This window comes from Nocardia sp. 852002-20019_SCH5090214, assembly GCF_001665865.1.
Taxonomy (GTDB): Bacteria; Actinomycetota; Actinomycetes; order Mycobacteriales; family Mycobacteriaceae; genus Nocardia; species Nocardia nova.
The window spans coordinates 1-20,833 of the sequence record NZ_LZMK01000445.1 but is presented as its reverse complement, the minus strand read 5'-3'; the positions used below and the strand labels follow the sequence as shown (position 1 = coordinate 20,833).

Sequence of the window (20,833 nt, the reverse complement as noted above, 5' to 3'; positions counted from 1 at the left end):
GCCGCGCTTCGCTATTCAGGCGATACGGACCGATCGGGCGGCTTGACTGCGATCCACTGCGCGACCGGTAGGTGCGGGCGCCAGGCCGTGAATCCGCCGAGCGGCTCACCCCGGTAGATCTGGAATTTGCGCAGTTCACCGCCGTGTGCCGCGGCCCAGCGCAGCAGCAGCGCCTCGGATTCCGCGGTCACGGCGTTGGCGACCAGCCGTCCCCCTGGCCGCAGCCGGTCCCAGCATGTCGCGAACAGCCCGTCCTGAGTGAGGCCGCCGCCGAGGAAAATCGCGTCCGGCGCCGGATCATCGGCCGTGGGCAGATCGGGGGGCGCCTCGCCGCGCACGACGATCGCGGGCACTCCGAGCGCCGCGGCGTTGGCGGCGATCTGGTCGCGCCGCGCGGCACTGCGCTCGAATGTGATTGCGCGGCAGTCGGGATGGGTTCGGCACCATTCGATCGCGATGGTGCCCGACCCGCCGCCCACATCCCAGAGCAATTCGCCGGGCGCGGGGGCGAGCGCGGCGATCGACAGGGTGCGGACCTCCGCCTTCGTCAGCTGTCCGTCGCCGCCGTAGGAGGCATCGGGCAGTCCCGGAAGCCGGGTGAGCCGGGGTGCGGCCGGATCACGGACCGCCTCGACGGCGACGATGTTCAGCGGGTCCCCGGGCGGCCGCGACCACTGCGCCGCCGTGGCGGCGACGACCCGCTCGGCGGGACCACCGAGCTGCTCCAGCACGGTCAATCGCGATTCACCGAAACCGTTGCACCGCAACAGTTCCGCCACTTGCGCCGGAGAATGTTCGTCGGCGCTGAGCACCAGCAAGCGCCGGCCGTCGGCGAGAGCCGGCAGAACCGTCTCCAGGGGGCGGCCGACGATGCTCACCACCGGTGTGTGCGCACTCGCCCAGCCCAGTCGCGCACAGGCCAGCGTGGCCGAGGACGGCTGCGGGTAGACCCGGATCGCTTGCGGGCCGAGCAGGTTCGCCAGCGTGACGCCGATGCCGTAGAACATCGGATCACCGCTGGCGAGTACGCAGATACGCGAACCGCGATGCGCGGCCAGCAGTTCCGGCAACGCGGGCAGCAGCGGTGTCGGCCAGGCCCGGCGCTGCGCGATGCTCGCGTCGGCGGGGATCAGATCCAGCTGGCGGCGCGATCCGAAAAGCACCTGGGCCGCGGCGATCTCGTCACGCACGCGCGGGCTCAACCCCGGCCAGCCGTCGGCGCCGATGCCCACCACCGCGATGAGGCGATCGTTCTCCGGTGCGTTCTGCGTGTCTCCCGTTGCGAGAGTGTGTTTTTCGCCTGTCATATCGTCACCGCACGCCGTCGCGGCACTGGCCCGACCCGCCGACCTCTGCCGCGCACGCGGGCAACCGCCCTGTTGTGCTTGTGGCGCAGCGGTTCTGCCGCGCTGCGGGTGAGCTCGCGCATCAGCGGGGCATCCGGCGCCAGACGGCCCGCGGTACCCATCGGGCCACAGCGAAGGCGAATCGCAATGTGCGCGGTACCCAGACTTCGCCCGCGCGCCCGTGCAAGGCGGTGACCACCGCGTCGGCCACCTGCTGCGGTGTACTCGACAGGGGCGCCGGGCTCATGCCCTCGGTCATCCGCCCGATCACGAAACCCGGCCGGACGAGCAACAGGTGAACGCCACTGCCGTGCAACGCGTCCGACAGTCCCGAGGCGAATCCGTCCAGCCCCGCCTTGCCCGATCCGTAGACGTAGTTGGCCCGCCGCACCCGCACCCCGGCGACCGAACTGAACACCACCAGCTGCCCGCTGCCCTGGGCGCGCAGCAGATTCGCCAGCACCGTCAGCAGATTCACCTGCGCGACGAAGTCGGTGTGCAGTATCGCGACCGCCGCGGCCGGATCCTGTTCGGCGCGGGCCTGGTCGCCCAGTACCCCGAAGGCCAGGATCGCCACCCCGATACGGCCGTGGTCGGCGGCCAGTTTCTCCAGCAGCGGCTGATGGCCGGACAGGTCGTCGGCGTCGAACTCCACCGGATGGACCGCACGGGCGCCCGCCGCGCGCAGCATCGCGGCCTCCTCCCCCAGCCGATCGCTGCGGCGCGCCGCGAGCACGACCTCGCGGTCCGCGCAGATCCGGCGGACGACCTCGAGTCCCATCTCGCTGCGCCCGCCGAACAGTACGATCACCCCGTCGTCGACCTCACGCACACCCATGGCGCATAGTCTGCCACCGGCGCCGGTTGCTAGCGTCGCAGCCATGACGAGTACCGCGGCCGCACGCATCGACCTGTCTCCCAGCGCGCTGGAATTCGTGACCGAACGGCATCTGGCCACGCTCACCACGCTGCGTGCGGACGGTACACCGCACGTGGTCGCGGTCGGCTTCACCTGGGATCCCGAGGCCGGCATCGCGCGGGTGATCACCAGCGGTCCCAGCATCAAGGCGCGCAACGCGGACCGGCGCGGATACGCCGCGCTGAGCCAGGTCGACGGCCCGCGCTGGCTCACCCTCGAGGGCCCGGCCGAGGTCTGGACCGAACGCGATCAAGTCGCCGAGGCCGAAGCTCGCTACGCCGAGCGCTACCGCACCCCGCGGGAGAACCCGCAGCGCGTGGTCATCGCGGTGCGCGTCGCGCGGGTGTTATCGAGCAGCACCCTGCGCGGCTGAGTTCTCCGCGCCGGGTTGTCCGCGCCGGCTCAGCGGTGCCTGTACTCGTTCGACCTCACAGCACCGTGAGACCGTGCGGACGCCGGTTCACAGGTTCGCCGCCGTCTTCGGTGACCACCACGATGTCCTCGATCCGGGCGCCCCATTCGCCGCCGAAGTAGATGCCCGGCTCGATGCTGAACGCCATCCCCTCCCGCAGCACGGTCTCGTTGCCCGCCACGATGTAGGGCTCCTCGTGCACCGACAGCCCGATGCCGTGGCCGGTGCGGTGAATGAACGCCTCGCCGAAACCCGCCTCGGACAACAGGTTCCGGGCCGCGGCGTCGACCGATTCGGCGGTGACGCCCGGTCGCACGGCAGCCACCGCGGCGGCCTGTGCGCGTTCGAGTGCGGCGCAGCGCTCGGCGATCTCCGGATCGGGCTCCCCCAGCACGTAGGTGCGGGTGGAATCGGAGAAATACCCCGGTTCGACGGGGCCGCCGATATCGATGACCACCACGTCACCGGCTTCGATGATCCGGTCGGAATGGCTGTGGTGCGGGTTGGCGCCGTTGGGTCCGCTGCCGACGATGACGAAATCGGCGCGGTCGTGTCCCTCCTCGACGATCGCGGCGGTGATGTCGGCGGCGACCTCGGCCTCCGCGCGGCCCGGCTGCAACCACTCACCCATCCGGGCATGGACCCGGTCGATGGCCGCACCCGCGCGGCGCAAGGCATCGATCTCGGCGGCATCCTTGATCATCCGCAACTCGCGGATGATCGGGGTCGCCGACACCGGCAGTGCCGTCAGCGCGTCCGCGATCGGAAGCAGATGCAGGGCGGGCATGGCATCGTCGACCGCGACTCGCGCGCCCGCGTTCAGCGTCGATTTCACGACCCCGTACGGGTCCACGCCGTCCACCCACGGCACCATGTGCAATCCGAGTTCACCGGCCGCCGAGCCGTCCAGCGCGGAGAGCTCCAGCTTCGGCACCACCACCGACGGGGTTTCGCCGCTGGCCGGGACGACCAGGCAGGTGAGCCGCTCGAAGGATTGCGCGGCCGATCCCAGCAGATATCGCAGATCCGGTCCGGGCGTGATCAGCAGCGCGTCCAGATGTGCCGCGCGGGTCAGCTCCGCCGCCCGCTCCAGCCGCTTGCCGTAGATCTCGGCACCGAATCGTGACTCCGTATGCGCGCTCATGCGATACGACGTTACCTGCCGCGCCGGACACGGTCCGGGCGATCACGACGTTCGCGACCGGGTCGTGGCCCGATTGTCGGTGCCGCCCGGTAGCGTCTGCGCCATGCTCACCTCCAGTGCGAGTGACCGGCCACTGCTGCTGCTCGACGGCGCCAGCCTGTGGTTCCGGGCGTTCTATGCCATCCCGGAGAAGATCACCGCGCCCGACGGCCGGCCGGTGAACGCACTGCGCGGTTTCACCGATATGGTCGCCGCGCTGATCACCCGGCACAATCCGGGCCGCCTGGTGGTGTGCCTCGATCTCGATTGGCGCCCGGCCTTCCGCGTCGAGCTCGTGCCCTCCTACAAGGCCCACCGGCTCGACACCGGCGCCGACGCCCAACCGGGCGCCGAGGAGGTGCCCGACACCCTCACTCCGCAGGTCGACATGATCGCCGAGGTGCTCGCGGCGGCCGGGATCGCGACCGCCGGCGCGGCCGGCCTGGAGGCCGACGACGTGATCGGCACCCTCGCGACCCGCGAGCGCGACAACGAGGTGATCGTGGTCAGCGGTGACCGCGATCTGCTGCAGGTGGTGCGCGCCGACGCGCCACCCGTCCACGTCTTCTACGTGGGCCGCGGGCTGGCCAAGGCAGAACTGTACGGCCCTGCCGAGGTGGCCGCGAAATACGGTGTGCCGCAGGAGAATGCGGGCCCGGCCTATGCCGATATGGCGACACTGCGCGGCGATGCTTCCGACGGCCTGCCCGGTGTCGCCGGTATCGGCGACAAATCCGCCGCCACGCTGATTTCGCGCTACGGCTCGCTCGAGGCGCTGGTGGCCGCCGTCGCCGACCCGGCATCGGATCTGGCTCGCGGCGTACGCGCGAAAATCGCTGCGGCCGAAGAGTATTTGAAGGCGGCCGCACCGGTCGTGCGGGTCGTCCGCGACGCCGAGGTCGACCTGTCCGGCCCCGACCTGCTGCCCGCCGAGCCGGCCGATTCGGACCGGCTGCACGCGCTGGCCACCGCCTACAACGCCGAGAGCGCCGTCAAGCGACTGACCGCCGCCTTGGCGGCGAGCGCCTGATACCCGGCATTCATCACCGCCACGGGAACGTGGCGCCCGGCGATGGCTCCGGGCGCACGGCACTCAGTTGGGCCGGCCGACCTCGTAGGTGCCGTCGTCCTTGGTGATCTTGACGGTGACCTTCTTCTGCTCGCCACCGACCTTCAGGGTGCAGTCGAACGTGCCGCCGACCTCGACCTTCTGCCCCGAGGGGCAGCTGACGTTCTGAACGTCGTCGATGCCGTAGGAATCCTTGAGGACCTTCTGCACGCCGTCCTGCACGGCCTTGTTGTCCAGTTTGTCGCTGCCCAGGAAGACGAAGGCGAGGACCACCGCGACGACCACCACGACCAGTACGCCGATACCGCCGAAGAGCAGGCCCTTCTTCGACTTCTTGGCGGGCGTAGTGCTCAGCTGCGGTTCCTGCATCCCCCACTGCTGCTGCGACTGGTCGGGCTGCGGCGCCCACCCCTGCTGGGTGGGCTGCTGCTGCGCCCACTGCTGCTGCGACGGCTGCGGCGGCTGTCCCCACTGCTGCTGGGTCGGCTCCCACGGCTGCGCCTGGGCCGGTTGCTGCTGGGGCCACGACGGCTGGCTCTGGCCACCCCACTGCGGCTGCTGCGGCTGCTGCTGTTGCGGCGCCCACTGCTGCTGCGACGGTGCGGGCTGGCCCCACTGGGGCTGCTGCGGCTGCTGGCCACCCCATTGCGGCGGCGGTCCGGACTGGCCGGGCTGCGGCTGCCCCGACCACTGCTGGGTCGGATCGCTGCTGTGGCCCTCCCCTGGGCCAGGGGTCTCGTTCGGTCCGTACGGGCCGCTCATGTGCCTGCCTCCACTCGCACTCGTCGTCTCACATCCCCCCGCGTGAGGTGATCAGGCCCTCACCACGGTCGGTACCGGTAGTCATCCAATCACAGCCCGGCACGCTACGCGGCGTCCACCGCCACAACGCCACGCCGGATGGCACGCACCGACTTGGCGGCGGTGGCGGCGATTTCGGTGTCGTCGGCGGTCTGGTGGATCTGGTCGAGCAGATCGATCACCTGCCGGCACCAGCGCACGAAGTCGCCCGCCGACAACGCACTGCCCTGATCGCCACTGGCCAGCAACGATTCGGCCAATCCGTCGCCGCGGGCCCATTTGTAGATGCCGGTGACGAAGCCCAGATCCGGTTCCCGGGTCGGCGGCAGTTTGTGCTTGGCCTCGTCGGTGCGCAACTGGCTCCACACGCCGATGGTGGCGCCGACCGCGCGCCGCACCGGCTCGGTCGGCCCGGACGGGCCGAGGTAGCCGCCCTCCTGCCGCGACTCGAAGACCAGCACCGACACCACGCCCGCGAGTTCGGCGGCGCCGAGCCCGCGCCACAGCCCCTGCCGAAGGCATTCGGCCACAACGAGATCCGCCTCGGTGTAGATCCGGGCGAGCCGCCGACCGTCGGCGGTGACCTCCCCGCCGTCGACATAGCCGCGCTCACTCAGCAGCGCGACGATCCGATCGAAGGTGCGCGCGAGCGAATTCGTTGTCGCAGCGACCTTCTGGCGCATCGACTCGGTCTCGCGCTCGAGCCGGTTGTAGCGCTCGGCCAGCCGGGCCAGCTGCTCCCGGTCGGGCCGGGAGTGGGCGGGATGAGCGCGCAGCGCCCGCCGCAGCGTCGCCAGTTCTCGATCGTCGGCCGCGCGGGCGCGACCACCGCGCCGGCCCCGCCCGGGTACGGCGATTCCGGTGCTGCGCAACGCCGAGGCCAGATCGCGGCGCGCCCGCGCGGTGCGGTGGTCGACGTGGCGGGGCAGCCGCATCCGGCCCAGCGGCTGAGCGGGGGTCGGGAAGTCGGCGGCCGAGACGCGACCGGCCCAGGTGTCGGCAGTCAGCACCAGCGGCCGCGGATCGCCCGGACTCGCGTCCGGTTCCAGGATCACCGCGAGACCCTGGCGGCGCCCGGTCGGGATGGCCACCACGTCACCGCGGCGCAGCGAGGTCAGCGACTCGACCGCCGCCCCGCGCCGGTCGGCGCGGCCTTGCCGTTCCAGTTCGCGTTCGCGCTGTTTGATCCGCTCCCGCAGCGACAGATACTCGAGGAATCCGTCGTCACCGATCTGCGAGCGCAGCTTGCGCACCTGCGCCTCGTTGCGCTCGATACCGCGGACCAGGCCCACCACCGAGCGATCGGCCTGGAACTGCGCGAACGAGCGCTCCAGCAGCTCTCGCGACTGCGCGGCGCCCATCCGGTCGATCAGGTTGATCGACATGTTGTAACCGGGCCGGAAGGAGCTGCGCAGCGGATAGGTGCGGGTCGAGGCCAAGCCCGCGACGGCGCTGGTGTCGACATCGGGGTGCCACATCACCACCGCGTGGCCTTCGATGTCGATGCCGCGCCGCCCGGCTCGGCCGGTCAGCTGCGTGTACTCGCCGGGAGTCAGCTCGGCATGGGTTTCGCCGTTGAACTTCACCAGCCGTTCCAGCACCACCGTGCGCGCCGGCATATTGATGCCGAGAGCCAGTGTCTCCGTGGCGAATACGGCCCGCACCAACCCGCGGACGAACAATTCCTCCACGGTGTGCCGGAAGGCGGGCAGCATGCCGGCGTGATGGGCGGCCAGGCCGCGGAAGAGCGCCTCCCGCCATTCCCAGTAGCCGAGCACATCGAGGTCGGCGCGCGGCAGATCACCGGTATGGCGTTCGATCACCGCCTCGATCTCCGCCGCCTCCTCGGGACGGCTCAGATCCAGGCGCGAGCGCAGGCACTGGGCGAGGGCGCCGTCGCAGCCGGCCCGGCTGAAGATGAACGTGATCGCCGGCAGCAGCCCTTCCTCGTCGAGGCGGGCGAGCATCTCCGGGCGCGGCAGCGGCCGGAAGTCGCGGCGCGGACCACCGCGGTGGCGCGGACCGGACCAGCCGTTCATCCGGTCGGCGGTCTCGCGATGTTTGATGTAGCGAACCAGATCCTCGTCGACGAGGATTTTCTGATCGCTGGACTTCGTATCGAACAGATCGAACAGCCGCCGCCCGACCATGACGTGCTGCCACAGCGGCACCGGCCGCGTCTCGTCGACGATGACCGCGGTATCGCCCCGCACGGTCTCCATCCACGCGCCGAACTCCTCGGCGTTGCTGACCGTCGCCGACAGGCTCACCAGCCGCACCTCCGGCGGCAGATGCAGGATGACCTCTTCCCACACCGCGCCGCGGAATCGGTCGGCCAGATAGTGCACCTCGTCCATGACGACGAACGACAGCGCATGCAGCGCGTCCGAACCCGCGTAGAGCATGTTGCGCAGCACTTCGGTGGTCATGACCACGACCCGGGCGTCCGGATTGATCGACTGATCACCGGTCAGCAGTCCGACCGCGTCGCGGCCGTAGCGATCCACCAGATCGGCGTACTTCTGATTCGACAGCGCCTTGATCGGGGTGGTGTAGAAGCACTTGCCACCGGCCGCGCGGGCCAGGTGCACGGCGAATTCCCCGACGACGGTCTTACCGGCGCCGGTCGGCGCGCACACCAGCACACTGTGCCCGTTCTCCAGCGCCGCGCAGGCCTGCTGTTGGAACGGGTCCAGGGAGAATTTCAGGTCGGCGGCGAATGCCGCGAGTTCGCCAGTCAGCGACGGTTGTCCCACGCTCAGAGGGTATCGGAGTAGTCCGACACGGGGCGCGGAGTTTTCGGCGCGGGCTCGGCCGAGACCGGTCCGGTCGCCGTCACCGGGCGGGCGGGCTCCACCGGGCTCACACCGTCCAGATCGTCGGGTCCGGCCAGCGGGGAGGCCTCGTCGTCGGACAGCGCGCCCCAGTTGTCGCCCCGGCGCGCGCGGCGTCGGTCGTTGAGCCGGGCGATCTGCACGGCCACCTCGAACAACACGGTGAGCGCGGCGGCCAGCGCCAGCATCGAGAAGGGATCCTGCGGGGTGACGATCGCGGCGAAGACGAACAGCCCGAAGATCATGCCGCGGCGCCACTTCTTGAGCCGCTCGTAGGTCAGCACGCCCACCATGTTCAGCCCGATGATCAGCAGCGGCGTCTCGAAGCTGACGCCGAAGATGATCAGCAGCTTGATGATGAATCCGAAGTACTGACTACCGCTCAGCGCGGTGATCTGCACATTGCTGCCGATTCCCATCAGGAAGCTCAGCGCGTGCGCCACCACCCAGTACGCGAGCACCGCGCCGGTGACGAACAGCACCACGCCGGAGGCGACGAAGCTGATCGCGTACTTGCGCTCCTTGGCGTAGAGGCCGGGCGTGACGAACGCCCACAGCTGGTACAGCCAGATCGGGCAGGCCATCACCACACCCGCGGTGAAGGCGACCTTGAACCGCAGCATGAACTGTTCGAACGGTGCGGTGGCCAGCAGCCGGCAGGTGCCGTCGGTGGTCAGCTGCGCACGATGTTCCGGCGGCAGCGAACAGTACGGGCCGCGCAGCAGATCACCCAGGCTCTCGATGCCCAGGAAGGAGTGCGAGTACCAGAGGAATCCGAGGATCGTGGTCAGCGCCACCGCCAGCAACGACTTCAACAGTCGCGAACGCAACTCTTGCAGATGTTCGACCAACGACATGGTGCCGTCGGGATTCGTCCTGCGCCGGCTACGGCGGGGGTCGAACGGAATGCGCATGGATGTGACTGCCTCGCTGATCACCTGGCCGGATCCGGATGAAACGCCCAACCGCCATCGCACCGCCACCCCGCGGGCGTTGCCGGGGTGACGGCCTCGAGACGGACCGGATCAGGCCGTGTGACGATCCTTGTCGGCCTGCGGGGCCGGATTCACCGGCTGGGCAGGCGGCAGTTCGGCCGCGGGCGCCGACTGCTGCGCGGTGCCGGACGCGTTCGCCGACCCCGTGTTCGCAGAACCCGCGTTCGCCGAGCCCTCGGAATGCATCTCGCTCATCTCGCTCTTGAAGATGCGCAAGGAACGTCCGAGACCCCGGGCGGCGTCGGGCAGCCGCTTGGCGCCGAACAGCAGCAGGATCACCAACGCAATGATGAGCCAGTGCGTCGGGCTCAATGAACCCATCGAAAACCTCCCAAGACTGTGGTATGTCCGATGCTACCGGACCCCGATCCGACGACTACGCGCGTCGTCACCCGTGGAACGGCCGGATGCCGGCGCGGGTTCAGCGCGACACCGGTCCCGGTGCCGCTGCGGTCGCGGCCCCGCGCAGCTCCGCGAGCAGGTCCGGGCCGCTCCAGCGTCGTTCGTCGCCGCTCTCGGCGGCCCGGATCAAGGCGACCAGCCGCGCGTTCACCGGGGTAGGCACGGCCACCATCCGGCCCAGCTCGACGATCTCCCCACAGAGCCAATCTATTTCGGTGCGCCGGCCCAGGGCCAGATCGTCGGCCATCGACGAGCGCGCCAACGGGTCCACCGCGAGCACCCGTCCGGCCACCCGCTCGAAGACGGCATCGGGAACGGTCAGCATGCGGGCCATCACGCGCGGCGGCAGGACGGTCAACCGCGCGGGACGGATCCGGGCCCGCCGCATCACCGCGAGTGCCTCGTTCTGGGCCAGCGCCAGGCAGCGCCGGTAGTCGCGGGTGGCCAGTTCCTCGCGCAGCGGGCGGCCCGACAGCGCGTTGATCGCGTTGTTGAGGTTGAGCAACAGTTTGGCCCATTGCACCGGGCGCAGATCGGAATGGCGGTCCAGGGGCAGTCCGGCCCGCTCGAACAGCGGCGCGAATCGCGACAGCGCCGGATCGTCGGACACCGCCACGGTGCCGTCGGTCCCGCGATGGAAATGGCCGGGGCCGCTGTGGACGACATTGAACATCACCATGCCCGCCGAGACCACCGCCGTGGGCAGCACCTCCCGGATCGCCGCATCGTTGCCGATGCCGTTCTGCAGGCTGATCACCACGGTGTCCGCGCGCACCCGATCGCGCAGCTGCGCCGCCGCCTGGGCGGTCTGCGCCGATTTCACGGTGACCAGCACCAGATCGGCGGTGGCCGCACTGTCCGGTTCGGTCTCGGTGCGGAAACCGCTCGCCGCGACGCGGTCGTCGCCGCCGTCCAGATCGGTCAGCCGCAATCCGTGGGCGCCGATCTCGTCCAGCAGCCGCGGGCGGCCGACGAAACTCACCTCGGCACCGGCGGCGGCGAGCTTGCCACCGACGAACAGACCGATGCTTCCGGCGCCGAGCACCGTCACCCGGAACGTCACGCGGGCCCGACCTCCTCGACCATGTTCCGGTCGTATCCGAGATCGCCGACGTGGTCGTAGGCGGCCAGCGCCGCGGCCGAACGTTCCCGCACCGCGCTCACCAGCTCGGGCGGTCCCAGCACGGTGACACCCGAACCGAAGCCGAGCAGCAGTCGCGCGATCCAGCCCAGCGTGGCGAACCGCATGGTGGCCTCGACGCTGCCGTCGGGGTGCACCACCACCGGATGCATCGGATACTGGTCCAGCACCCACCCGTAGTCGGCACGAATCCGCAAGCGCGCCAACGCGACTGCCGGATCGTCGGAGAACAGGTCGAGACCCGCGGACTCCTCGGTGGCGTGGCTGGGCGGGTTCGCCGCCTCCTCGAGTTCGGTGGCCTCCTCGATCCGGTCGAACCGAAACAGCCGCACCCCCTCGGCCTGCCGGCACCACGCCTGCAGGTAGGAGTTGTTGTCCACCAGCACGATTCGGATCGGATCGACGACGCGTTCGGACACCACATCCCGGCTCGCCGAGTAGTACACCAGCCGCAGCGCACGCCCGTCGGCCAGCGCGGACCGCACGGTGGTCACCGCCGGCGCCTCGGCCGGTTCGGCGGTGTCGGGTTCGCTGCGATGCCCCGCCTCGCCGGAAATGGCGGATTCGATCTTGGCGGTGGCCGACCGGGCGGCCGTGGGATCGACCATGCCCGGCAGATCCGCGATCGACCGCAGAGCCACCAGCAGCGCCGTCGCCTCGATCGAGGTCAGCCGCAGCGGCCGCTCGATACCGGCGGAGAAGGTGACCTCGATGCTCTCCTCGGAGAACGACAGATCGATCAGATCACCGGGACCGTAGCCGGGCAGTCCGCACATCCAGAGCTGATTGAGGTCGCTCATCAGCTGTTTGGTGCTGACACCGAGTTCCGCGGCCGCCTCGGGCGCACTGATCCCCGGATTCGCGAGGAAGTACGGAACCATATTCAGCAGCCGGGACAGCCGCGTCGACAATCGGCTGCTCATCGCCGCACCCCCGCCCGGGCCGTCGCGACGCTCGCGCGTCTCATGCCGACACCTCCGTCCGTTCCAGTACCGACCGCAGCCGCGCGATCACATCGGCCCGCAGATCCTCCGGGGCCAGTACCAGCGCATCCGGGCCGAGACCGGTGATCAGCCGCGCCAGCCAGTCCCGCGACCGCACCGGCACCTCCACCACCGAACCCGGGCGACCGGCGACCGTCTCCTCGGCGATCACCACGCCCAGCCGGCGGATCTCCTGGCCGCGGCCCTGCGCAACCCACACGGTCGCCGATCCGCTCACCGGCGCCGCACCCGTCACCTGCGCCACGATCCGGCGCAGATCCACATCCGCCGGTTTGTGCACGGCGTTCTCGGGCCCGTACACCTCCACGTCGGCTCCGATCCGCGACAGCCGGAAGGTCCGCACCGCATCCCGGTCGCGGTCGTGACCGACCAGATACCAGCGCCCGTGCCGGGTCACCACACCCCAGGGCTCCACATCGCGCGTGGTGTAGGGCGCGTTGTGGGTGACCCGATGCTCGAATCGCACCGCCCGCCCCGCATCGATGGCCGCCAGCAGTTTGCCCAGCGCGGCTTCCGACCCGCGCGTGCGCGCCGGTACCGCGGGCACCGACGCCGAGGCCGCGTCCGCGTCGACGTGCACACCGGCGGCCCGCAACTTGAGCACCGCGCTCTCCGCGGCACTGGCCAGCTCCGGGGACTCCCACAACTGCACCGCCACCGCGACCGCCGCCGCTTCCGCGCTGGTCAGGTCGATATCGGGCAGTTCGTAGGCATCGCGATTGATGCGATACCCCTCCTGCCCGGAGAATCGGCCCACCGGGCCGACCTCCAGCGGGATCCCCAGATCCCGCAGTTCGTTCTTGTCGCGCTCGAACATCCGGCTGAACGCTTCGTCGCTGGCCGACTCCTCGTAGCCGGCGACGCTGTCGCGAATGCGTTCCGCGGTCAGGAACTGCCGGGTCGACAGCAGCGCGATCACCAGATTCATCAGCCGCTCGACCTTGGAAATCGCCACCCGACACAGAGTAATCGGCGTCCCGGAACGACGGTGCACCACCGCACCGATCCGCGCCGGGATATCGCCGCCGGAATCCGGATCGACCGGCCCCGCGGACCACCGCGGGGCCGACAACCTCACATCGAGGCGATCAACCGATCCACACGCTCGTCCACGGACCGGAACGGGTCCTTGCACAAGACCGTGCGCTGCGCCTGATCGTTCAGCTTCAGATGCACCCAGTCGACGGTGAAATCGCGGCCCGCCTCCTGCGCGGCGGTGATGAAATCACCGCGCAGTTTGGCCCGCGTCGTCTGCGGCGGAGTCGTCACCGCCGCATCGACCGCCTCGTCCTCGGTGACCCGCTTGACCAGACCCTTGCGCTGCAGCAGATCGAACACCCCGCGACCGCGCTTGATGTCGTGATAGGCCAGATCCAGCTGGGCGATCTTCGGATCCGACAGCTCCATCGAGTACCGGTCCTGGTAGCGCTGGAACAGCTTGCGCTTGATCACCCAGTCGATCTCGGTGTCGACCTTCGCGAAATCCTGCGCCTCGACCGCGTCGAGCGTGCGGCCCCACAGGTCCACCACCGCGTCCACCTGCGGATCGCGCTCGCGATTGCGCAGATGCTCGACCGCGCGGGCGTAGTACTCACGCTGGATGTCGAGCGCGCTGGCCTGGCGGCCACCCGCCAGTCGCACCGGCCGCCGGCCGGTCAGATCGTGGCTGACCTCGCGGATCGCGCGGATCGGATTGTCGAGCGCGAAATCGCGGAACGACACCCCGGCCTCGATCATCTCCAGCACCAGCGCCGCGGTGCCCACCTTCAGCATGGTGGTGGGTTCGGCCATATTCGAGTCGCCGACGATCACATGCAGACGGCGGTACTTCTCCGCGTCGGCATGCGGCTCGTCACGAGTGTTGATGATCGGCCGCGACCGCGTGGTCGCCGACGACACCCCCTCCCAGATGTGCTCGGCCCGCTGCGACAGGCAGAACGTGGCCGCCTTCGGCGTCTGCAGGATCTTTCCGGCACCGCAGATCAGCTGCCTGGTCACCAGGAACGGCAACAGCACATCCGAGATCCGGGAGAACTCGCCGGCCCGCACCACGAGGAAGTTCTCGTGGCAGCCGTAGGAGTTGCCCGCCGAATCGGTGTTGTTCTTGAACAGATAGATGTCACCGCCGATCCCCTCCTCCGCCAAGCGCTGCTCGGCATCGATCAGCAACTCCTCGAGCACCCGCTCACCCGCGCGATCGTGGGTGACCAGCTGAACCAGCGAGTCACATTCGGCCGTCGCATACTCCGGATGGGAACCGACATCGAGATAGAGCCGCGCTCCGTTGCGGAGAAATACGTTCGAACTACGGCCCCAGGACACCACCCGGCGGAACAGATACCGGGCCACCTCGTCAGGACTCAACCGACGGTGACCGTGGAACGTGCACGTCACCCCGAACTCGGTCTCGATCCCCATAATTCGTCGCTGCACACCATCGACATTACGGCAAAGCGAACGGCGAAAGTGGCTGTGCGAGCAAGCGGTTGCATACGGGTTCACAACAATATGGGCGGGGTCCGACGGCGCCGGCGCCGGCCGCACGGCGTTGGTGGCCTCTGGACCTCGTCGTCCAGGACCCGGGCCGCGCCCCTGCTGTGCGTCCACAGTGGGCGACCGACCTCGCGGCCGCCACAAATCCGCAGGTCGGAGCATATGTTCGCGACGGTGTCCCACTACCGGAGCACGACGACGCCCGGCCCGGTCCTCCGCGTGGAGGACCGGGCCGGGCGTCGCGTTCGAAGCCGCTACCAGCGCTTACGGGTTGGAGGGGTCGCCGGCGGAGGGTGTCTCCGGTTCGGCGTTCTCCTCGTCCGCACTCGCCGCACCGTCGACGGACAGCAGCGTCTCCAGCATGGCGTGCGGAATGCGGCGGAAGGCCCGGCGCGGGCGGGCCTGCTCCAGGGTCGCCACCTCCAGCGAGGACACCGCGATACCGCGCTTGTCCTTGTCGCTGTTGTCCGGCGAACCCTTCTGCAGGGCGTCCACGGCGGTGCGGATCGCGGCCCGCAATTCCAGGCCCGGCTGAAAGGTGTCCTTGAGCGCGGTGCTGATCGGGTCGGTATTGCCGCCCATCACCACGAAGTCGCGCTCGTCGACGATGGAGCCGTCGAAGTTGATCCGGTACAGGACCGAATTCGACTCCTGCTCCGGATAGCCGACCTCACCGATGCAGATCTCGACCTCGTAGGGCTTGAGCTGGTCGGTGAAGATCGTGCCGAGGGTGGACGCGTACATGTTCGCCAGCGCCCGCCCGGTCACATCTCGCCGGTCGTACTGGTATCCACGCAGGTCGGCCTGCAGGATCCCACCACGACGCAGACTTTCGAACTCGTTGTACTTGCCGACCGCGGCGAATCCGATGCGGTCGTACAGTTCACTCACCTTGTGCAGCGTCGCCGAGGGGTTCTCGGCGACGAACAGCACACCCTTGTCGTACACCAGCACCACGACACTGCGTCCCCGGGCGATGCCTTTGCGCGCAAGTTCGGTCTTGTCGCGCATGATCTGTTCGGCCGACGCGTAGTACGGCAGTGTCATGGACGCGCACTCCCTTCTTCGGCCACCCGCTCGTCGACGATCGAGCGCGCGATCTGTTCGAGCCGCTCGTCCGAAACCTCCAGCGCCCCTTCGGCATTGATGACGATCGCCGTCGGGAAGATGCCACGCTGCAGATCCGGGCCGCCGGTGGCGGTGTCGTCGTCGGAGGCGTCCAGCAGCGATTCGACGGCGATGCGCAGGGCGCGGTCCTCGTCCATATCGCGGCTGTAGGTCTTCTTCAACGACGACTTGGCGAACATCGAGCCCGAGCCGGTGGCGGTGTAGCCGAAGCGCTCTTCGCTGCGGCCGCCGACCACGTCGTAGGACACGATACGGCCGGCCCGCGCCGGATCGGTGGCCTCGAGGTCGTAACCGACCAGAATCGGCACCACCGCCAGGCCCTGCAGTGCCGCGGGCAGATTGTCGCGGACCATCTTCGACAGCTTGTTGGCCTTACCGTCGAAGGTCAGCGGCACGCCCTCGATCTTCTCGTAGTACTCCAGCTCCACCGCGAACAGGCGGATCATCTCGACCGCCACGCCCGCGGTACCGGCGATACCGGCCGCGGAGAAGGTGTCGGTGATGTACACCTTCTCCATATCGCGGCTGGCCAGCAGGTTGCCCTGAGTGGCCCGGCGGTCGCCGGCGATCAGCACACCGCCGCGGTAGGTCACCGCGACGATGGTGGTGCCGTGCGGCGCCAGGTCCCCGGCCGAGCCGTTGCCCCCGGAAGCGCGCCCGAAACCGTTGCCCGGCAACAGTTCCGGCGCGTTTTCCCGCAGATATTCGGAGAATGACGAGAGGGCGTACCCCATGTGGAGCCGCAAGGGGTCACCTGATGTCACTGGCCGCCTTTCTGGACGTAGGCACGCACGAAGTCCTCCGCGTTCTCCTCGAGCACGTCGTCGATCTCGTCGAGCAGGTCGTCGGTCTCCTCGGCCAGCTTTTCGCGGCGCTCCTGTCCCGCGGCCTCGACACCGGCCGCGTCGTCGTCCTCGTCGCCACCACCGGCGCGCTTGGTCTGCTCTTGTGCCATAGCAGCCGACCTCCTCTGTACTGATCATCGGCGAGCATCGGAAACCTCCGATGCTCGTCCCTCAACACTACCCAGCGACGGTGACAACATGCCGGATTACATCGCAATGTGCCCCCGCCGCAACGTCACAGCACGCCGTGCCACCCCGGCACGAACGCACCGCCGGCGGCCCGGCCGCCCGGTCAGGAAGTGAGCTGCTTGACCAGTTCGGCGGCCGTACCGGCGCCCTCGAGCAACTTGCCGACGTGGGATTTCGTCCCGCGGCGCGGCTCCAGGGTGGGAATGCGGACCAGCGAGTCGCCGCCCAGGTCGAAGATCACCGAATCCCAGCTCGCCGCGGCGATATCGGCGCCGAAGCGGCGCAGGCATTCGCCCCGGAAGTAGGCGCGGGTGTCGGTCGGCGGGTTGGTCATCGCGTCGGTGACCTGCTGTTCGGAGACCAGCCGCTCCATCGAACCGCGCGCCACCAGGCGGTTGTAGAGGCCCTTGTCCAGGCGCACATCGGAGTACTGCAGATCCATCAGATGCAGCTTCGGCGCCGCCCAGCCCAGGCCCTCGCGGCTGCGCATACCCTCGAGCAGGCGCAGCTTGGCCGGCCAGTCGAGCAGGTGCGCGCAGTCCATGGGGTCGCGTTCGAGCAGGTCGAGCACGTGCGCCCACTTCTCCAAAACATCGGTGACGCGCGCGTCGTCGGTGCCCTCGCGGTCGTGGAACTTCTCCACCCGGTCGAGGTAGATCCGTTGCAGCGCAAGGCCGGTCAGTTCGCGGCCGTCCACCAGCGCGACCGTGGCGCGCAGGCTCGGGTCGTGGCTGATGGTGTGCACGGCGGTGACCGGACGGGCCAGTTGCAGATCCGACAGATCCTCGCCGGCCTCGATCAGATCCAGCACCAGCGCGGTGGTGCCGACCTTGAGGTAGGTCGACCATTCGGCCAGGTTGGCGTCGCCGATGATCACGTGCAGGCGGCGGTACTTGTCGGCATCGGCGTGCGGTTCGTCGCGGGTGTTGATGATGCCGCGCTTGAGGGTGGTCTCCAGGCCCACCTCGACCTCGATGTAGTCCGAACGCTGCGACAGCTGGAATCCGGCATGGTCGCCGGACTGCCCGATGCCGACCCGCCCCGAGCCGGTGACGACCTGCCGGGAGACGAAGAAGGGCGTCAGGCCGACGATGATCTGATTGAACGGCGTATCGCGGTTCATCAGATAGTTCTCGTGGGTGCCGTAGGAGGCGCCCTTACCGTCGACGTTGTTCTTGTACAGCTGCATGCGCGGCGCACCCGGCACGCTGGAGGCATAGCGGGCGGCGGCCTCCATGACCCGCTCACCGGCCTTGTCCCAGATCACCGCGTCCAGCGGGTCCACGACCTCCGGGGCCGAATATTCGGGGTGGGCGTGGTCGACGTAGAGGCGGGCGCCGTTGGTGAGGATCATGTTCGCCGCGCCGACCTCGTCGGCGTCGATCACCGGCGCCGGCCCGTTGAGCCGGCCCAGATCGAAGCCGCGGGCATCGCGCAGCGGCGATTCCACCTCGTAGTCCCAGCGCGTGCGCTTGGCCCGGGGTACGCCCTCGGCCGCCGCGTAGGCCAGCACCGCCTGGGTGGACGTGAGAATCGGGTTCGCCGAGGGTTCCGTCGGTGTCGAGATGCCGTACTCGACCTCGATTCCGATGATGCGCTGCATGGGTCGAGCCTAGGCGACGCGCGGGATCCCCGGGGCCGCCCGGGTGCGGTGGCCCGTCACCGCAGCGCTGCGCGCCCCGAAATCAGTTGACCGCCAGCGGGTCCGAGGCCGCGGCATCGGTCCGGGCGACCAGGTCGGCGACGGTGGCGTCGCGATCCAGCGGAACCCCCAGACTGCGTGCATTGCTCTCCAGCAGACCGAGCACCGATTCGGTCACGATCGCCTCGATCTGCTCCGATCCCAGCGCCGAAGCGGTGTCTGCGCGCCAGCTGTTGACCACGCCGTCGACGAAGCCGACGATGCCGAAGGCCATCGGCCGGGCCCGCACGGGATCGATCCCGACGCGCGCGGCGGCGGTGGCGAACAGATCCGCGAGCCGGGCGCCGATGCGGTCGCGGGCCCCCGCCAGCGCGAGCGACGAATCTCCTTGCGGGGCACTCGCCGCGAGGAAGCGGTGCAGTTGCGGATGCGATGCCACCCATCCGACGTAGGTGCCGACCGCCCCGCGCACCGCGTCCTTGACCGTGCCGTCCGCCCGCAGCGTCGGAAGCAGTTGTTCGAGTAGCGATTCCAGGATCCGGCCGCGAATCTGCTCGTCCAGATCGGTCCGCCCGTCGAAGTGGCGGTACACGACCGGACGCGGCAGGCCCAGCCGGTCGGCGATCTGCTGGACCGACACCTCGGCGCCGTTCTCCTCGATCACCGCGACCGCGGCCTCGATCACCTCGGCACGCCGTCGCTGTTTGTGCCCGTTCCAGCGGGTACTGCGACCGTCCACACCGGTCGCGGCGGACCGTTCCGCACGCCGCGGGGGCCGCTGTCCACCGGTTTCACTCACATGTCAACGATACTCATGCGGTATTGACCGATACATGCCGTCTCACTAACCTTGGTGTTACAGCCTGTCTCGGTAATTCGATTCGTTTGGAGCGCAGTCATGGGCAACGACGCCACCCTGCTCCCGCGGGATACCTTCGCGCAGCGCCTGCTGCTCGGTTCGGTCCGCAAGTCCTACGACCCGGTGGTCGATCTGGACTGGGACGCGCCACTGGATCCGGACAAGTTCTTCCTGCCGCCGGAGGTGGTCTCGCTCTACGGCACCGCACTGTGGGACGCGATGTCCGTCGAGCAGCGGCGCGAACTGTCGCGGCAGGAGCTCGCGAACATCCTCTCGGTGGGAATCTGGTTCGAGAACATCCTGAACCGGCTGCTGTTGCGGGAGTTGATGAACGGCGACCCCACCTCGCACCGCTCGCACTACACACTGACCGAGATGGGCGACGAATGCCGGCACATGACCATGTTCGGCAAGTTGATCGACCGCATCGATGCCCGGCCCTATTGGCCCAAAGCTCCTGCCCGGCTGGCGATCTCGTCGCTGCAGCTGGTGCTGCACGGTCCGATGGTGTGGGTGGGAGCGCTGGTCGGTGAGGAGATCTTCGACGCGCTGCAACGCCGCACCATCGACGATCCGCAGTTGCAGCCGGTGGTGGCGCGCACGTTCCGCGTCCACGTCACCGAGGAGGCGCGTCACATCGGCTTCGCCCGCGACGCACTCGCCCGTCGCGTGCCGGCGATGTCGCGGGCGGAACGCGCCTATGTGCGCCTGTGTGTCGCCGTGGCCGCACCGCTGTTCGTCCGGCTGATCACCAACCGGCACATGTACATTCGGGCCGGCCTGGACGGGCGGGCGGCCACGCGGGCCGCGCTGGCCAATCCGCACGCGCATCGCATGCTCGCGGCCGGAGCCGCCGACCTCGGCGCCTTTCTGGACGAGAACGGTCTGCTCGGCCCGATCGGCAAGCGGCTCTGGCGGAGGCGGGGGTTGCTCGGATGAGGCCGGTCCGGCACAGCCCGGGTGGCGTGGCCGTCGTCGCTGCCCGTCCGGCGGCTCCGATCGTCGCGGCGACGCTGCGGCGCAACGGAATCCGCGATCTCACCGTCCTCGGCTCGACCTCGCGCACGGCCGATCGGCCGCCGCCCGCGGTGCACACCATGGAATTCGACGGCGCACACGACCTCTGGCGGCTGCGTTCCGACGACGGCACGACCACGGCGGCGGTAGTGATCCTCGCCGATGCCGACCTCGACCCGCGCCGCATCGCCGGAGTCGGCACCGACCTGCATACGCTGCTGGCCGATGGCCGGGTGGCCCATCTCGCCACGACGATGCACGAGATGCCCAATCTGTTCTGGACGCACCCCCCTGCCGGCGCGAACTGGCCGCACTATCCGGTGCAGGCCCGCGCCGAATACGCCGCGCGCTGCATCGCGGCGATGCGGCGGGCCGGTTGTAGCCGGATCCAGCTGCGACGTGCTGTGCAGCACGAGTCGGCTCGCCGCTGGGCGGCAGATCCCCGCCCCGGCCGGCGGCTGCCGCGACCGGATTCCGATCACTTCGATACGACCGTCGCCGCCGAGCGGGCGCCCGGCGCGTCGAGTACCGCCGGACCGGCGTACTCGTAGGCG

Annotated in this window: 20 protein-coding genes; 4 read left to right on the top strand and 16 right to left on the bottom strand. The window is 69.4% G+C overall.

Annotation, left to right across the window (positions count from 1 at the left end; translation table 11 throughout):
- Window positions 1–11 precede the first annotated feature (11 nt).
- Together cbiE and A5780_RS37540 are read right to left on the bottom strand one after the other, a co-directional pair.
- Window positions 12–1,307, bottom strand: a complete 1,296-nt coding sequence (gene cbiE / locus A5780_RS37545; protein WP_082976945.1) for a precorrin-6y C5,15-methyltransferase (decarboxylating) subunit CbiE — start codon at window positions 1,305–1,307, stop codon at window positions 12–14.
- 121 nt (window positions 1,308–1,428) lie between these two features.
- Window positions 1,429–2,184, bottom strand: coding sequence for an SDR family NAD(P)-dependent oxidoreductase (locus A5780_RS37540; protein WP_174554995.1), 756 nt, complete (start codon window positions 2,182–2,184; stop codon window positions 1,429–1,431).
- A 43-nt stretch (window positions 2,185–2,227) separates the two neighbouring features.
- Between A5780_RS37540 and A5780_RS37535 the strand changes: the two genes are divergently transcribed.
- A complete protein-coding gene (locus A5780_RS37535; protein ID WP_063015455.1) occupies window positions 2,228–2,638 on the top strand; it encodes a TIGR03618 family F420-dependent PPOX class oxidoreductase in 411 nt (136 codons plus the stop codon).
- A gap of 55 nt (window positions 2,639–2,693) precedes the next feature.
- Here the strand turns inward: A5780_RS37535 and A5780_RS37530 are convergent, their stop codons facing one another.
- Window positions 2,694–3,821 carry a Xaa-Pro peptidase family protein gene (locus A5780_RS37530; protein WP_064911391.1) on the bottom strand — a complete coding sequence of 376 codons (1,128 nt, stop codon included), beginning with the start codon at window positions 3,819–3,821 and terminating at the stop codon, window positions 2,694–2,696.
- Window positions 3,822–3,924: 103 nt separating this feature from the next.
- On the opposite strand from A5780_RS37530, the gene A5780_RS37525 reads away from it, so the two are divergent.
- Window positions 3,925–4,890, top strand: a complete 966-nt coding sequence (locus A5780_RS37525) for a 5'-3' exonuclease (protein WP_064911411.1) — start codon at window positions 3,925–3,927, stop codon at window positions 4,888–4,890.
- A gap of 63 nt (window positions 4,891–4,953) precedes the next feature.
- On the opposite strand, the gene A5780_RS37520 is transcribed toward A5780_RS37525, so the two are convergent.
- From A5780_RS37520 to A5780_RS37460, 13 genes are all read right to left on the bottom strand, one after another.
- Window positions 4,954–5,691, bottom strand: a complete 738-nt coding sequence (locus A5780_RS37520) for a DUF4333 domain-containing protein (protein ID WP_064911390.1) — start codon at window positions 5,689–5,691, stop codon at window positions 4,954–4,956.
- A 104-nt stretch (window positions 5,692–5,795) separates the two neighbouring features.
- A complete protein-coding gene (locus A5780_RS37515) occupies window positions 5,796–8,492 on the bottom strand; it encodes an RNA helicase (RefSeq protein ID WP_064911410.1) in 2,697 nt (898 codons plus the stop codon).
- Window positions 8,489–9,478 carry a twin-arginine translocase subunit TatC gene (tatC, locus tag A5780_RS37510; RefSeq protein WP_064901907.1) on the bottom strand — a complete coding sequence of 330 codons (990 nt, stop codon included), beginning with the start codon at window positions 9,476–9,478 and terminating at the stop codon, window positions 8,489–8,491. The genes A5780_RS37515 and tatC overlap by 4 nt, the downstream gene beginning before the upstream one ends.
- A gap of 111 nt (window positions 9,479–9,589) precedes the next feature.
- On the bottom strand, window positions 9,590–9,880 hold the full coding sequence (tatA, locus tag A5780_RS37505) for a Sec-independent protein translocase subunit TatA (RefSeq protein ID WP_062997181.1): 291 nt from the start codon (window positions 9,878–9,880) through the stop codon (window positions 9,590–9,592).
- Between the two features lie 100 nt (window positions 9,881–9,980).
- Window positions 9,981–11,024, bottom strand: a complete 1,044-nt coding sequence (locus A5780_RS37500; protein ID WP_063015451.1) for a 2-dehydropantoate 2-reductase — start codon at window positions 11,022–11,024, stop codon at window positions 9,981–9,983.
- Window positions 11,021–12,025, bottom strand: a complete 1,005-nt coding sequence (locus A5780_RS37495; RefSeq protein WP_030518118.1) for a YafY family protein — start codon at window positions 12,023–12,025, stop codon at window positions 11,021–11,023. Before A5780_RS37495 ends, A5780_RS37500 begins: the two co-directional genes overlap by 4 nt.
- Window positions 12,026–12,065: 40 nt before the next feature.
- On the bottom strand, window positions 12,066–13,061 hold the full coding sequence (locus A5780_RS37490; protein ID WP_030518119.1) for a YafY family protein: 996 nt from the start codon (window positions 13,059–13,061) through the stop codon (window positions 12,066–12,068).
- A 119-nt stretch (window positions 13,062–13,180) separates the two neighbouring features.
- Window positions 13,181–14,539 carry a Pup--protein ligase gene (gene pafA, locus A5780_RS37485; RefSeq protein ID WP_030518120.1) on the bottom strand — a complete coding sequence of 453 codons (1,359 nt, stop codon included), beginning with the start codon at window positions 14,537–14,539 and terminating at the stop codon, window positions 13,181–13,183.
- Window positions 14,540–14,863: 324 nt separating this feature from the next.
- Window positions 14,864–15,646: a proteasome subunit alpha gene (prcA, locus tag A5780_RS37480; RefSeq protein WP_063015450.1), complete on the bottom strand. Its 783-nt coding sequence runs from the start codon at window positions 15,644–15,646 to the stop codon at window positions 14,864–14,866.
- Window positions 15,643–16,461, bottom strand: coding sequence for a proteasome subunit beta (gene prcB / locus A5780_RS37475; protein ID WP_063015449.1), 819 nt, complete (start codon window positions 16,459–16,461; stop codon window positions 15,643–15,645). The genes prcA and prcB overlap by 4 nt, the downstream gene beginning before the upstream one ends.
- A 26-nt stretch (window positions 16,462–16,487) precedes the next feature.
- Entirely contained in the window at window positions 16,488–16,682 is a 195-nt protein-coding gene (locus A5780_RS37470; protein WP_030518123.1) for a ubiquitin-like protein Pup, read from the bottom strand.
- A gap of 182 nt (window positions 16,683–16,864) precedes the next feature.
- Window positions 16,865–18,364: a depupylase/deamidase Dop gene (gene dop, locus A5780_RS37465; RefSeq protein ID WP_030518124.1), complete on the bottom strand. Its 1,500-nt coding sequence runs from the start codon at window positions 18,362–18,364 to the stop codon at window positions 16,865–16,867.
- Window positions 18,365–18,446: 82 nt separating this feature from the next.
- Window positions 18,447–19,202 (bottom strand): TetR/AcrR family transcriptional regulator, encoded by a 756-nt coding sequence (locus A5780_RS37460; RefSeq protein ID WP_051757114.1) that lies wholly within the window; start codon window positions 19,200–19,202, stop codon window positions 18,447–18,449.
- A gap of 99 nt (window positions 19,203–19,301) precedes the next feature.
- Between A5780_RS37460 and A5780_RS37455 the strand changes: the two genes are divergently transcribed.
- On the top strand, window positions 19,302–20,201 hold the full coding sequence (locus A5780_RS37455) for a diiron oxygenase (protein ID WP_064911389.1): 900 nt from the start codon (window positions 19,302–19,304) through the stop codon (window positions 20,199–20,201).
- The gene (locus A5780_RS37450) at window positions 20,198–20,830 is read left to right on the top strand and encodes a hypothetical protein (protein WP_156769773.1); all 633 of its coding nucleotides are present in this window, start codon (window positions 20,198–20,200) and stop codon (window positions 20,828–20,830) included. The genes A5780_RS37455 and A5780_RS37450 overlap by 4 nt, the downstream gene beginning before the upstream one ends.
- The last annotated feature ends 3 nt before the right edge of the window (window positions 20,831–20,833 follow it).